13 protein-coding genes are annotated in these 14241 nt (G+C 71.2%); 5 read left to right on the plus strand and 8 right to left on the minus strand.

Translation table 11 applies throughout. From position 1 onward, the window contains the following. Positions 1 to 71 precede the first annotated feature (71 nt). A complete protein-coding gene (locus BLT23_RS34345) occupies positions 72 to 2369 on the plus strand; it encodes a DEAD/DEAH box helicase (RefSeq protein WP_245744496.1) in 2298 nt (765 codons plus the stop codon). A 242-nt stretch (positions 2370 to 2611) separates the two neighbouring features. Further along, on the plus strand, positions 2612 to 3385 hold the full coding sequence (locus tag BLT23_RS34350; protein WP_090057780.1) for an aminoglycoside adenylyltransferase domain-containing protein: 774 nt from the start codon (positions 2612 to 2614) through the stop codon (positions 3383 to 3385). Positions 3386 to 3849: 464 nt separating this feature from the next. Here the strand turns inward: BLT23_RS34350 and BLT23_RS34355 are convergent, their stop codons facing one another. The 8 genes from BLT23_RS34355 to ssd form a co-directional block, all read right to left on the minus strand. Then, positions 3850 to 4473 carry a bifunctional DNA primase/polymerase gene (locus BLT23_RS34355; RefSeq protein WP_090057783.1) on the minus strand — a complete coding sequence of 208 codons (624 nt, stop codon included), beginning with the start codon at positions 4471 to 4473 and terminating at the stop codon, positions 3850 to 3852. 205 nt (positions 4474 to 4678) lie between these two features. Beyond that, entirely contained in the window at positions 4679 to 5098 is a 420-nt protein-coding gene (locus tag BLT23_RS34360; protein WP_090057785.1) for an Rv3654c family TadE-like protein, read from the minus strand. Next, on the minus strand, positions 5095 to 5394 hold the full coding sequence (locus tag BLT23_RS34365) for a TadE family type IV pilus minor pilin (protein ID WP_090057788.1): 300 nt from the start codon (positions 5392 to 5394) through the stop codon (positions 5095 to 5097). Before BLT23_RS34365 ends, BLT23_RS34360 begins: the two co-directional genes overlap by 4 nt. Before the next feature lie 10 nt (positions 5395 to 5404). Beyond that, positions 5405 to 5566 (minus strand): DUF4244 domain-containing protein, encoded by a 162-nt coding sequence (locus BLT23_RS34370; RefSeq protein ID WP_090057792.1) that lies wholly within the window; start codon positions 5564 to 5566, stop codon positions 5405 to 5407. Positions 5567 to 5575: 9 nt separating this feature from the next. Then, a complete protein-coding gene (locus BLT23_RS34375; protein WP_090057795.1) occupies positions 5576 to 6100 on the minus strand; it encodes a type II secretion system F family protein in 525 nt (174 codons plus the stop codon). Further along, entirely contained in the window at positions 6097 to 6861 is a 765-nt protein-coding gene (locus BLT23_RS34380) for a type II secretion system F family protein (RefSeq protein ID WP_245744497.1), read from the minus strand. Before BLT23_RS34380 ends, BLT23_RS34375 begins: the two co-directional genes overlap by 4 nt. Then, a complete protein-coding gene (locus tag BLT23_RS34385; protein ID WP_090057798.1) occupies positions 6855 to 7967 on the minus strand; it encodes a TadA family conjugal transfer-associated ATPase in 1113 nt (370 codons plus the stop codon). Before BLT23_RS34385 ends, BLT23_RS34380 begins: the two co-directional genes overlap by 7 nt. A gap of 501 nt (positions 7968 to 8468) precedes the next feature. Next, positions 8469 to 9503 carry a septum site-determining protein Ssd gene (ssd, locus tag BLT23_RS34390; RefSeq protein ID WP_090058183.1) on the minus strand — a complete coding sequence of 345 codons (1035 nt, stop codon included), beginning with the start codon at positions 9501 to 9503 and terminating at the stop codon, positions 8469 to 8471. Positions 9504 to 9950: 447 nt separating this feature from the next. On the opposite strand from ssd, the gene BLT23_RS34395 reads away from it, so the two are divergent. From BLT23_RS34395 to BLT23_RS34405, 3 genes are all read left to right on the plus strand, one after another. Further along, entirely contained in the window at positions 9951 to 10745 is a 795-nt protein-coding gene (locus BLT23_RS34395; protein WP_090057802.1) for an HAD family hydrolase, read from the plus strand. Positions 10746 to 11337: 592 nt separating this feature from the next. Beyond that, positions 11338 to 13029 (plus strand): glycoside hydrolase family 3 protein, encoded by a 1692-nt coding sequence (locus BLT23_RS34400; RefSeq protein ID WP_425434445.1) that lies wholly within the window; start codon positions 11338 to 11340, stop codon positions 13027 to 13029. Further along, positions 13026 to 14234 (plus strand): exo-beta-N-acetylmuramidase NamZ family protein, encoded by a 1209-nt coding sequence (locus BLT23_RS34405; RefSeq protein ID WP_090057805.1) that lies wholly within the window; start codon positions 13026 to 13028, stop codon positions 14232 to 14234. Before BLT23_RS34400 ends, BLT23_RS34405 begins: the two co-directional genes overlap by 4 nt. Positions 14235 to 14241: the final 7 nt, after the last annotated feature.

Below are 14241 nucleotides of genomic sequence, written 5' to 3' on the forward strand. Positions count from 1 at the left end.
CACCGTTATCCGCGCAGGAAGTCGCGCACGCCCCGGCCGAAAGTGTCGGTGCCGTGTGCGAAGCTCGGGTCGTGGTGGATCAGGGACGGCGGTTGCTGGACCGCGTGCTGGCGGGCGTGCCCGCCGGGGAGTCGCCTCTCACACACGCCCGTGATCTGCCGTTGCGGCAGGCTGATCACGTGGAATGGCCGTCGTGGGCCGCCCCGGCGGTCGTCGGGGCGTTCACGGAGACCGGCGTGCGCGAGCCGTGGCGGCACCAGGCCGAGGCCGCGTCGCTCGCGTGGTCGGGGAGGCACGTGGTGCTCGCGACGGGCACCGCGTCGGGCAAGTCGCTCGCCTACCAGCTGCCCGTGCTTTCCACTCTTTTGGCGGACACGAAGGCGACGGCGCTGTACCTGTCGCCGACCAAAGCCCTTGGTGCCGACCAGCTCCGGTCGCTCGACGAGCTGGGGATCGAGGGGGTGCGCGCGTCGGCCTACGACGGCGACACCCCGCTGGCCGAACGCGACTGGGTCAAGGCGCACGCGAACTGGGTCTTCACCAACCCCGACATGCTGCACCGGGGAATCCTCCCGCAGCACCCGAAATGGCTGCGGTTCTTCCGCCGGCTGAAGTACGTCGTGATCGACGAGTGCCATTCCTACCGCGGCGTTTTCGGTTCCCACGTGGCGTTGTTGATGCGACGCCTGCGAAGGGTCGCGCGCAAATACGGCGCGGACCCGGTCTTCGTTTTGGCATCGGCCACAGTGGCTGATCCTTCCGCTTCCGCACGACGATTGCTCGGGGTTCCCGTTTCCGCCGTCGTCGACGACTTCTCCCCCCGCGCGTCGCGCACCGTCGCGCTGTGGGAACCGCCGCTGACGTCCCTGGAGGGCGAGAACGGCGCGCCCGTCCGGCGTTCGGCCGGAGCCGAGACCTCCCGCATCCTCGCCGACCTGGTGGTCGAGGGCGCGCGCTCGCTCGCGTTCGTGCGCTCACGCCGCGGCGCGGAGCTGACCGCGCTCGGCGCGCAACGCATCCTGTCCGAAGTGGACAGTGAGCTGCCGTCCAGGGTCGCCGCCTACCGGGGAGGGTTCCTGCCGGAGGAACGACGGGCCCTGGAGAAGGCGCTCTCCACCGGCGACCTGCTCGGCGTCGCGACCACCAACGCCCTGGAGCTGGGCGTCGACATCGCGGGCCTGGACGCCGTGGTCGTCGCCGGGTTCCCCGGCACGCTCGCGTCGTTCTGGCAGCAGGCGGGCCGCGCCGGCCGCTCCGGCGACAGCGCGCTGGTCGTGTTCGTCGCCCGCGACGACCCGCTGGACACCTACCTGGTCCACAACCCGGCCGCGGTGCTGGACCGCCCCGTCGAAGCGACGGTCCTCGACCCGCACAACCCGTACGTGCTGGGCCCGCAGCTGGCGTGCGCCGCCGCCGAGATGCCGCTGACCCCGTCGTGCCTCGACGACTTCGGCGGCCCCGTGGCCGAGGCCGTCCTGGCCGAGCTCGTCGCCGAGAAGCTGCTCCGCCGCAGACCGGCGGGCTGGTACTGGGCGTCGCACGACCGCCCGCACTCCGGCGTCGACATCCGCGGCTCCGGCGGCGACCAGGTGGCCGTCGTCGAAGCCGACTCCGGCCGCATGCTCGGCACCGTCGACCCCGGATCGGCCTGCTGGCAGGTGCATCCGGGCGCCGTCTACCTGCACCAGGGCCGCGCGTACGTCGTCGACGAGCTCGACCTCGACAGCGGCCTCGCCCTGGTCCACCGCGAAGACCCGGAGTGGACCACCCAGCCACGCGACTGCGTCGACATCACCGTCGTGCGCGAGCTCGAGCGCACCGACTTCGACGGCGTCACCGTCTCCCTCGGCGAGGTCGAGGTGACGACGCAGGTCGTCGGCTACCTGCGCCGCCTGCCGTCCGGCGTCGTGCTCGACCAGATCCCGCTGGACCTGCCGGAGCAGGTCCTGCGGACCCGCGCGGTCTGGTACACCGTCGACGAGAAGCTCCTGACCGGCGCGGGCGTGGACGCCAAACGCGTCCCCGGCGCCCTGCACGCCGCCGAACACGCCGCCATCGGCCTCCTGCCGCTGTTCGCGACCTGCGACAGGTGGGACATCGGCGGCGTCTCCACCGCCGTGCACCCGGACACGGGCATGCCGACGGTGTTCGTCCACGACGGCCACCCCGGCGGCGCGGGCTTCGCCGACCGAGGCCACTCGGCACTGCGCGCCTGGCTCTCCGCGACCCGCGCCGCGATCAGCTCGTGCACGTGCCCGATGGGCTGCCCGTCGTGCGTGCAGTCCCCCAAGTGCGGCAACGGCAACGACCCGCTCGACAAAGCCGGTGCCGTGCAGGTGCTGGACGTCGTGCTCGCCAAAATCACCTGACCGCGGGGCCGCGGCTTGGCTACCTTGCCGGGTGTGAACGCCTTCAGCTGCTTCGCCGCCGCCCGCACCCGTCGTTCCTGACGCGGCGGACCGACCGCCCGGCACACGTCGACCGTGCCAGGGCTTGGTCGTCGCCGCGCGGCGGCTGGTTGCCGATGCCCGGGCACTGCCTCGGCCGGTGTCACCGCCCTCCAGAAGAACACCCAGCCCACACCACGACGACGGGTTCACTGGAGTCCGCCTTGTTCACACCTTTCCCCGACCTGGACGCCCTGCTCGCCGACCTCGTCTCGGCCGTCCGGGAGATCCTCGGCCCCACCTACGTCGGCACCTACGTCCAAGGCTCGTTCGCCTTGGGCGCGGGCGACATCCACAGCGACTGCGACTTCATCGTCGCCTGCACCGAACTGCCGTCCGGCGCGCGTGAGGTGGCGTTGCGCGTGCTGCACGACGAGATCCCGACGCGGCCGGGCCGCTGGTCGACGGAGATCGAAGGCTCGTACGCCGACGTGGAGTCGCTGCGGTCCGTGGCGGGTCTCGGGATTTCGTGGCTGTTCAACGACCACGGCACCCGCACACTGGCCTGGGACACGCACTGCAACAGCCCGCACACCCGCTGGATCCTGCGCCACCACGGCATCGTGCTGGACGGCCCGCCGGTCACGTCGCTGGTCGACGAGGTTCCCGCCGACGTCCTGCGTTCGTCGATGCGGGCCGAGCTGCCGCACGTCCTGGACGGCATCCGGGAGTGGGCGCCGATGGACAACGCCTGGACACAGCGCTACATCGTCTCGACGTACTGCCGCACGCTCTACACCATCCACACGGGAGAGGTGGAGTCGAAGCGCGGGGCGTTGTTGTGGGCGAAGAAAATGCTCGATCAGCGTTGGCACCCGCTGATCGAGCAGGTCTTGCAGGACAGGGACCTCGGCTGGAACGCCGACGCGGTCCCACGTCCCGGATCCGTGGAGGAGACGCTCGCGTTCGCTTCGTACGCGGAACGTCTCCAGCTCTGACGCTTTCGTGGGCGCGCGCCGCGGGCTCACGGGTTCCCGCGGCGCGCGCTCTCCACGTGCCGAACACCGTGTTCCCGCCTGCTACCGCTTCGCGACCGGATTCCTCGGAACATCGGCGGAATCAGGTTCGTTCGTCTCGACAGGACACGCGGGAGGCGACGGTGTCCACTGTCTTCCGACGAACTCCGGGGAGGAGCCGGCTTCGCCGACCGCGGCAGGACTGGTGTCCTGCCACTAACGTTCCTCGGTCCGGTCACTGGTGCGGGAGGCTGTCCTTCGGGGTGCGTGTTCGGCTTCGTCGCCCTGCTCCTCCGGCGGTCCCGACGTGCGGGTGGGGACCGGTCAGAGGATCGGGCTGGGGTTGAAACGGCCGTGCAGGGCATCGCCTTCGGGGTTGTCGGGGAGAGTCCACGACGACACCCAGCGCGGCCGGGCTCTGTGGTTGTGTCGGGGTGGTTGCCGGGTCAGACGGTTTCGAGCTGGAGGCGACGGGCCGGGGCGTGCAGCGCCTCGACGAGCGCGTCCTGAACGACGTGCGCGTCCGGCAGGTTCCAGCCGCAGACCTGCGGCTTGACCCGCCAGTGCACGACGCCGTGCGTCATGGTGGTGGGCGGCAGCGGGATGTACTCGCCCTTGCCGTACAGGTGGACGTCCGCGTTGTCCGCCAGTGCGGCGGTGAGCGTGGAGCCGGACTTCACGAGGAACATCCAGCGCCCGGACGGGGTCGCGGCGATCGGCACGGGAACACCGATCGACCGCAGCGCGACGGCGGCACGACGGCCGAGAGCGGTGCCGACCTCGATCGCGTCGACCACGTGGCCGGTGGCGACGAGGAGGCTGTAGGAGCCGCCCGTCCACCAGGTGGCGACCTGCTCGGGGTCGGTGCCGATGCGGTCCACCCAGTCGCGGTGCACCGGGATCGGGCCGTGCAGCTCAAGACCGCTGCGGCCGGCCCAGCGGGTGACGCCGTCCTCGGAACGGGCCGGGTACGTGCCGGGCAGCACAGGCCAACCGCGGTGCGCGAGGCTCGCGGCCTCGGCCCGCAGTTCGATGCGGAAGGCCCCGCGCCAGCTGTCCGACCAATCCATCTTCCGTCGCCTTCTTCCCGAGTTCCGACTCGACATCGCCGTGGTGCCGGTGTTTCGCAGGACACCGCGTCGGTGCCGCCACTACAACTAACGACACCGGCCCCGGGCTTGGTAACCCCCGTCGCGACAACTGGTAGCTATGAGACGGCGAACGTGCTTCGGCAGAACGGGCCGCCGAACTACCGGCGTTTGGTTCGATCACCGTTCAGCATGTCCCGGCGCCGGTGTGAGTCCGCTCACCGCAGCGAGTCGACCGCTCATCGTGCTCCAAACGCTCCCGATCTTCAGCCGGACCTGCTCTCGCCCGTGCGTTCACCGGGCCGAACGGCGTCGTCGCCGAGACTTCGGCAACCACCTCCCATCCCGTCGCCGAGCAGCGCACGAGCACCGCCGCGTTCTCCTCCGCCACCAGTTTCGCCAGCTCACAGGCACGCCCCTCGCCTTCGGCGAGATGAGCGGCCGCCGCCAGCGCGGCCAGATCAGCCGCACCGTTCACCCGGTGCCGCACGACGACGACCGCTCCCGCCCGCATCCCGGCGACCGCGAGGACGATCAGCACCAGCATCGCCACCACACCGCTCACCGCGGCCGAACCCCGCTCGTCCCCGGCCGCTCGTCCGCTCATCGCGGCTCCGGGACGGCGAACGCCTCCGCGGTGAGCGGCAGCCCCAACGGACCCCGCTTGCTGACGACCACCCGCACGGCGTCGGCCTGGCTGTGCACGACGACAACCGCCCCGGCGGCGATCTCCCCGGCCACCTGCTCTCCGCGCTCCGGTTCGCCACGCGCCGCGAGCCGAGCCGCCTCTCTCGCGGCGTCCGTGCACTGCATCTGCTCGATGACCGCGGTCAGCCCGGTCGCCGCCAGCGCCATGACGGCGAGCAACGCGCACACGGCGATGGCCGCCTCGACGGTGACCATGCCCCCGTCGTCAGACCGAAGACAGCGCACGCTGTATCAGCCCTTGCAGCAGCCCTTCCACCAGATCGCTGGTGGCCACCATGTACAGAACGCCGGCCAGCGCGGCCACGGCCAACGTCCCGATCGCGTACTCCACGGTGCTCATGCCGCTGTCGTCCTTCAGCAGTTCCATGTCTCTCCTTCAGATGAGGAATCGGTCGGCCAGTCCCAGCACCACCGACGCCACGCCGAGGCACAGGAACGCAGGCAGGAAGCACAGGGCGAGCGGCGCCGCCACGGCCACCGCGGCCCGCTGCGCCTTCGCCTCGGCCTCGTTCACGGCCTCCGCCCTGGTCCTGGCCGCCAGCTCGGCGGCCTGCCCGGCCAGCGCGGCACCGGACCGCGCCGTCCGCCGCGCGGCCCTGGCGAGCGGGGCCGTGGCGGGCCGGTCGAGCGCGGGCGCCCACGCCGTGACCGGATCGGCCCCGAGCCTGAGCAGCTCGGCGACCTGGCTCAGCTCCCCGATGCCGGCCGCCTGGATCGCGGTGGGCACCGGCAGCCCCGCCCGCAGGCAGGCGGCCAGGAGGTCCCAGGCCGCGGCCCGGTCGAACGGCCCGCCGGCCTTCACCGGCCGCCGCGGCGGGTCGTGAGCCCGCGGCCGGAGCCGGTCGATCCCCCGCCCCGTCGGCGCGACGAGCACCGCCAGCGCGAGCAGCAGGAACGTCACGACCGCACCTCGGTGATCCGCCGCGTCCACCACAGCCCCACCGCCAGGAACACGGCGCCCAGAACCAGCAGCCCCTGTCCCGCCGCGGTGCCCGTGAGGACGTGCAACGGCCGCGCCCCGCTGAGCTCACCGAGCAACAGCCCCAACACCGGCAGCCCCGCCAACACGGCCGCACTCGCCCGTGGCCCCGCCATGCGCGCGTTGACCTGCCGTGCGAACGCCGACTGTTCGTCGAGGTCACGCCTCGTCGCGTCGAGGACGTCCGCCAACGCCACCCCGTGCTTCGCCGACACGTGCCACGCCCTGGCCAGCCTGTCTGTGTCGAGGAGCGGCTGTTTCAGGTCTCGTAAGGTCCGCTCGACGTCACCACCCATCCGTGCAGTGGCCGCCACGGCTCTCAGCACGTCACTGGCGGGCTTCGGGGCGTCCTGCGCCGCCCCTTCCGCCGCCGCGGCGGGGTGGGCACCGGCGCGCAACTCGTCGACCACCCCTCCCAGACCGTCGCTGAGTCCTTCCGTCGCTGCTCGGAGCTCTTTGGCTCGTCTGCTCCGCCTGACTCCCCGGTAGATCACCGCTCCCAGGACCACCCCGGCGATCAGTCCGCCGACATCCGCCGCCAGGTAGAGGAGGACCGCCGCCAGTCCGACCCAGACCAGTTGCGGCACAACCACTTCGCGTTTATCTTTCGGCCTGAGGCGACGAACCGGTGTGAACTGCGGCGCGATCAGCAGGGCCGTCGCGAGGAACAGGAGGCTCAGCACAGCAACTCCTTCTCCCGCCAGCCCGCTTCTCTAGTCCAAATAGGACTCACTTGCAGTCCTGCGGGTGTGCGTGCGAACGCGCCGATCTCGTTGAGGTACCTGGAGTTCTCGTCTCGGCGCATGTGCAGCACCAGTTGGACCGCAGCCGCCACCTGACTGTGCAGTGCCTGCGGACTGAGGCCGCCCAGCGCCCCCAACGCTTCAAGCCTGGCCGGCACCTCGCTCGGCGAGTTGGCGTGCAGCGTGCCCGCGCCACCTTCATGGCCGGTGTTCAGCGACGTGAGAAGCTCGCGCACCTCCGCGCCCCGAACTTCGCCGACGATGATCCGATCCGGCCGCATGCGCAGCGCTTCCCGCACCAGCTGCCGAACGGTGATCTCGCCCGCGCCCTCGACGTTCGACGGACGCGCCACGAGCCGCACGAACTGCGGATGGTCGGGCTGGAGCTCACCCGCGTCCTCGACGCAGACGATCCGTTCGGTCGCCGGAACACACCCGAGCAGCGCGGACAACAACGACGTCTTGCCCGACCCGGTACCACCGACCACCAGGAACGCCTTACGCCGCCGGACGATCGTGCGCAGCGCGTCGGCGATCTCGGCGTCGAACGTGCCAAGCCGCTGCAATGCGTCGAGGTCGTGCGTGGCCGGACGGAGAATGCGCAGCGACAGGCAGGTGCGGTCCGCGATCGGCGGCAACACGGCGTGCAGGCGCACCCCACTCCCCGGCAGCCAGCCGTCGACACACGGCGACGCGTCGTCCAGACGCCGCCCCGCCGCCACCGCGAGCCGTTGGGCAAGACGGCGGACCGCGTCCTCGTCGGGGAACGTGACGGACGCCCGGCGCAGACCCGACGTGCCGTCGACCCAGACCTGGTCCGGCGCGGTGACGAGGACGTCCGTGGTGCCGGGGTCGGCGAGGAGCGGGTCGAGAGGGCCGGTGCCGCTGAACTCCTGGCGGAGAACTTGGAGGGCCTCCAAGACGTCCCCGTCGGCCAGTACTCCTCCGGCCTCGGAGCGGACGGCATGGGCCACGACCGCCGCGGTCAGGTCCATGTCCGTGCCGGCCAGGCGGTGCCGGACCCGGTCGATCAGCGCGGCCGTCACGTCGCGCCCCTGGCGTGGCGGCCTCGGTGGATCTCGCGGCCGGTGAGGCGGAGCCAGGTTTCGGTGCACCAGATGAGGAAGCGGGTCATTTCGGGGGCTCCCGGAAGACGAAGCGGGGTGGGAAGGGGCGGCCGTGGACGACGAGGTTGCGCACCATGCGGCACAGGACTCGGAGGAGCGTGACGGGGAGGGAGTGGCTGGCGGGTGGGGGTTGGGCGTGCGGTGGAGGTTGGCTGGAGGGTGGGATTTGGGCGGTCTGCGGGGGCTGGTTGACGGGTGAGGTGCGGGCGGCGGGTGCGACGGGGGCGCTGGGCCGGGGTTGGTTGGCGGACTGGGGTCGGTTGGCGGGCGAGGGTTTGTTGGCGGGCGGGGGTTTCTCGGTGGGCGGCGGTTTCTCGGTGGGTGGTGGGGTTTGGGCTCGGATGGGGTGGCGCGTCAGGGCGAGGTGCCGGGTGAAGGCCGGCTTCGGGGTGGGGACTGGGTTGTGGGCCGGTGGGGTGGTCATGGGCGGAGCTCCTTCAGGACCTGGCGGGCCGCTGTGGCCAGGGGACCTTTGGCGTTGCGGGGGAAGCGGCCTCGTTCCAGGACCTCGGCGAGGCCCGGTTCCGGGCGCATCTGGGTCAGGAGGGGGACGCCGATCACGTCGGCCATGTCGGCGGGCTGGAGGTTGCCCGGGGACGGGCCTCTGACGACCAGGCGGATGGTGCGGCCCTGGGTCAGCAGGCGGGAGGCGACCTTGGTGGCCGCGGCGGTGGCGCGGACTTCGGCTGGGACGACCAGGATCGTCAGGTCGGTGCGGTCCAGGGCCGCCGAGGCGGCTGGGGTGGGGTGGCGGGGCAGGTCGCAGATGACGGTGTTGCCTGCTCGGCGGCCCGCGTCGAGGACCGCGGCCACCGCTGCCGGTTCGGGGTCGGGGCCCGTTCGGTCGCAGGCTAGAACGCTCAGACTGCCCGAGGTCGGGAGGGCTGCTCGCAGGGCCGACATCGGGACCTTGCCGCCGCTGCAGTGCACGCCCGGCCAGCGGGCTCCCTCGTCGGACTCGGTGCCCAGGGCCAGGTCTATGCCGCCGCCCAGCGGGTCGCAGTCGACGAGCATCGCCTCGCCGCCTTGGGCGACCGCCTCGCGGCCGGTGGCGGTGGCGAGGATCGACGCGCCCGCGCCGCCCCTGCCTCCCACGAAGGAGACCACCCTGCCGCGGTCGGACGGCGGGCCCTCTCCCAGGTCGCTCAGGGCGCCCACCAGGGTGCGGCCCTCCACGGGCAGCTCCAGGACGCCGTCGACGCCCAGCGCCACGGCCGGGGCCCAGGGCGGGTCGCCTCCGTGGACGACCAGCACGCCCGTGCGGCGGGGCAGGCCCGCGTCGAGGCAGGCGGAGACCGCGGCCGGGTCGAGCAGGACCAGGGGTGCCGCGTGCCACTGGGCGCGCAGCGCGGTGACGTCCGGGGCGCAGGTGAGCGGGCAGTCGGCCGCGGCGGCCACGCGGAGCACCTCGTCGAGGAGGTCCTGGTCGGTGAGGAGGGCGAGGGGGTTGGTCATGGGTCCACCGTCGTGCGCGGTGAGGAACGACACAACGCTCGAAGATCGAGATGTGGACAACTCGCGAGCTGTGGACAACTTGCGATCTTCAACGCCCTGGACGCCCTGGGCTGTCAGGGGTGTGTGCGACGCTGGAGGGTTGCCCGGAGAAGTGCCGTCGAACGGCCGCAGAGGTCCAGTCGGCCTCGGCCGGAAACGGGGTCCGGATATGGGACGACCCCCGCCAGGGGGGAGGGACGGGGGTCGTCAATGGTTCAGTCCCGGGGGGTCGGACTGAACCCGTCCGTCGAACCGGACTCTTCTACTGTATCCCCATGCGCCAGTGCCGCGCGCAACTTCGGCCACAGCCGAGGGGCAAGTTTCGGTAACCATGCCGCACAACGGTTTCGTCCACGACCGAAATGCCGCCCGAACGGCCTACTCGCCAGTACACCTAAGCTGGCGTCCATGAGCCGGATCGCCGCCTTCTTCGACCTCGACAAGACCGTGATCGCGAAGTCGAGCACGCTGGCGTTCAGCCGGCCCTTCTTCCAGGAAGGGCTGATCAACCGCCGGGCGGTGCTGAAGAGCGCGTACGCGCAGTTCGTGTTCATGCTGGCCGGGGCGGACGCGGACCAGATGGACCGCATGAGGGCGCACATCACGGCGCTGGCGGCAGGCTGGGACGTCGAGCAGATCCGCAGCATCGTGAACGAGACGCTCTTCGACATCGTCGACCCACTTGTCTACAAGGAGGCGACACAGTTGATCGCCGACCACAAGGCCGAGGGTCACGACGTCGTCATCGTCAGCGCGTCCGGCGAGGAGCTCGTCGCGCCGATCGCGCAGATGATCGGGGCGGACTACAGCGTCGGCACGAAGATGGTCGTGCAGGACGGCCGCTACAGCGGTGAGGTCGACTTCTACTGCGCGGCGGACAACAAGGCGGTCGCCATCAAGCAGCTCGCGGCGGAGCACGGTTACGACCTCTCCCGCAGCTACGCCTACTCCGACAGCGTCACGGACCTGCCGATGCTGGAGGTGGTCGGCCACCCGACCGCCGTGAACCCGGACCGGGGCCTGCGCCGCACCGCCCTGGAGAAGGACTGGCCGGTGCTGCAGTTCGTCGACCCGGTGAGCCTGCGCGGCCGGATTCCGACGCCGTCGGGCAAGGCGGTCGCGGTGACGGCGATCGGCCTGGGCGCCGTCGCGGCGGCCGGTGCGGCCTGGTACGGCCTGCGGCGCAAGCGCGGACAGGGCTGAGTCAAGGGTTTCGCGGCCGCGGAACCCGATCGGTACCGGTACCGGCGGGTAGCGGCGACGGGCCGCGCACGTGGTGCCCTGGTGGGTGCACGGGCGCCGCCCTCTCAGCGGTACCGAACACGAAGTCCGGCTCACAAATCCTGACGCCCCAGTACTTTCCTTACTGAACGTGGCTTGAACGGTGCACCCTTCCGAGCCCTTGCTGTGACCGGGCACACGGTCTTAAATAGGTGGTGCGGACCTCCGGTCGGCCAGGGACCCGGCGAAGAGAAGCCGGACTCCACCCCGGCAGAGCTCCGTGCGCGGACTTCGAGTACCCACGCGCAGCACGCCGCGGGAGGCTTGTCGTCTAGGGCCTGCGTACCGGGACGCCGGACGCCGAGGCCAGGGTTGTACGACACGAGTTGCACGCTTGGTAACTCGCAAGCCCGCGCTGTCGACGGGGCACCCTTTCGAGGGTGCCCCGTTTGCTTGTCCCGGCGGAAGTGCCGCCGGACGGCACAATGTGCCCCCGTTGACCCACCCCGCAGCCGTGAGTAACTTGCGAACTACGCCAGTTACCTGTGGGAACATCACCGGGAGGCACGGACAAGTGCGGAAGTTCGCCGCGTTGACGCTGGTCACAGCCCTGCTCGCGCTCACGCCGGTGGCGAGAGCGGACGCCTCGGTGACCACTCTGCGTGGGATGTCGCTGGAAGAAAAGGTCGGCCAGCTCTTCGTCACGTACGTCAACGGCCAGGCCGCCGACGTCCCCCACCCCAAGAACCAGACCGACTTCGGCGTGGCCACGGCCGCGGAGATGGTGCGCAAGTACCAGCCGGGCGGAGTCATCTACTTCAACAACTCCAGCCGCGACAACATCGAGACGCCGCGGCAGATCGCGCAGCTGTCGAACGGCCTGCAGAAGGCCAGCAAGGTGCCGCTGCTCATCTCCATCGACCAGGAGATGGGCCTGGTCACGCGGATCGGGCCGCCCGCCACGCAGCTGCCGGGCAGCATGGCGCTGGGCGCCGGCCGCAGCACGGCCGACGCGGAGGAGGCCGCCAGGATCACCGCGCAGGAGCTGCGGGCGATGGGCATCAACCAGAACTTCGCCCCGGACGCGGACGTGAACTCCAACCCGGCGAACCCCATCATCGGCGTGCGCAGCTTCTCCAGCGACCCGCGGCTGGCGGCCGACATGGTCCGCGCACAGGTCCAGGGCTACGAGGGCCGCCGCTGGTTCGACCCGTCGTCGGTCACCTCGACCGCCAAGCACTTCCCCGGTCACGGCGACACGTCCGAGGACAGCCACACCGCGCTGCCGGTCTCGAACCGCAGCCTGGAGCAGTGGCGGCAGATCGACGCGCCGCCGTTCCAGGCCGCGATCGACGCCAAGATCGACTCGATCATGACCGCGCACATCCAGGTGCCGCGGATCGACCCTTCCGGCAACCCTGCGACGCTCAGCCCGAACGTCATCACCGGCCTGCTGCGCGACGAGCTGAAGTACGACGGCGTGGTGGTCACCGACTCGCTGGAGATGGACGGCGTCCGCAAGCTGCACACCGACGCCGAGATCCCGGTGCTGGCCATCAAGGCGGGCGTCGACCAGCTGCTGATGCCGCCGAACCTCGGTCTCGCGATCGACAGCGTGCTCAAGGCCGTGCGCAGCGGTGAGATCTCCGAGCGGCGCATCGACGAGAGCGTGCTGCGCATCCTGAAGATGAAGCTGCTGCGCGGCGTCATGCTCACCGCCCAGGTCGACGAGAACAGGGTCGACCGGGTCGTCGGCTCCAACACCGAACGGGCGCAGGCCATCGCCGACCGCACGATCACCGCCGTCCGCAACGACGAGCGGGCCATCCCGCTCAACGCCACGGCTCCGCTGGTCGTCGGCACGAGCGACGCTCCGGCGACGGCACTGGCGACCAGGCTCGGCGGCGCCAAGGTCGTCACGGCGACCAGCCCGACACCCGCGCAAGTCGAGCAGGCGCTCGCGGCGGCGGCGACCGCGGACAAGGTCGTCGTGCTGACGAACAACCTGAGCACCAGGCCGGCTCAGCTCGATCTGCTGAACCAGCTGGTCGCGACGGGCAAGCCGGTCATCGCGGTCGCCACCGGCAACCCGTACGACGTGGCGCACAGCGATGCGAAGACGTGGCTCGCGACCTACTCCACCACGACTGTCTCGATGGAGGCGCTGGCACGCATCCTGCTCGGTGAGGCCACGCCGAAGGGCAAGCTGCCGGTCGACGTCCCCGGCCCGACGCCCTACCCGTTCGGCCACGGGGTGACCTGGTGAGGCGGCGGAGCTTCCTCGCCGCGGGCGCGCTGTCCGTCCCCCTCGTCACCGCGTCGTCCACCGTGAACGCGACACCGCGGCTCGCCACGGCCTCCGAGCAGCTCGCCCAGGACGGCTGGCGCAAGCTCAGGGGCCGCAAGACCGGTGTGCTGACGAACCCGACGGGCATCCTCACGGACCAGACGCACATCGTCGACTCGATGGTGGCCCACGGCGTGCGGCCGACGGCGGTGTTCGGCCCGGAACACGGCTTCCGCGGCACGGCGCAGGCCGGTGGGTCCGAGGGCGACTACGCGGACCCGCGCACGGGCATCCCGGTGTACGACACGTACGGCGCCGACGCCGCGAAGATCCGGGCGATGTTCGTGAAGGCGGGCATCGACACGGTCGTGTTCGACATCGCGGACGTGGGCGCGCGTTTCTACACCTACATCTGGACGCTCTACACGGCGATGGACGCCGCGGCGGGCCTCGACTTCATCGTCCTGGACCGCCCGAACCCGATCGGCGGCGACGCGGCGGGCCCTCAGCTCGACCCCGCGTACGCGACGTTCGTGGGCCTGAAGCCGATCGTGCAGCAGCACGGCATGACGGTCGGCGAGCTGGCCCGGCTGTTCCAGGGCGAGTTCGGCCTGGCCACCCGGCTGGAGGTGGTCGACGTCCGCGGCTGGCGGCGCGACCAGCTCGACACGGGCCTGCCGTGGGTGCCGCCGAGCCCGAACATGCCCACGCAGGACACCGCGTTCGTCTACCCCGGCACGTGCCTGTTCGAGGGCACGGTGCTGTCCGAGGGCCGCGGCACCACCCGCCCGTTCGAGACGGTCGGCGCTCCCGGCGTCGACTGGCGCTGGGCGGAGGCCCTGAACGGGCTGGGGCTGCCGGGCGTGCGGTTCCGCGAGACGTACTTCTCCCCCACGTTCAACAAGTTCCAGGGCAAGACCTGCGGCGGGGTGACCCTGCACGTCACCGACGCGGGCAGGTTCGACGCCATCGGGGCGGCCGTGGCGATGCTGGTCACCGCCAGGTCGCTCTACCCGGACGTGTTCGCGTGGCGTCCCGACAACTGGATCGACAAGCTCAGCGGCTCCGACCGGCTGCGCACGATGATCGACGCCGGGACGTCCCCCGGCGAGGTCGCCGGCGCGTGGCAGGAGGAGTTGCAGCAGTTCCGCCGCACCCGCCAGCCCTACCTGCGCTACCGGTGAGGACGCC

The organism is Lentzea fradiae, from assembly GCF_900100955.1.
Lineage (GTDB): Bacteria > Actinomycetota > Actinomycetes > Mycobacteriales > Pseudonocardiaceae > Lentzea > Lentzea fradiae.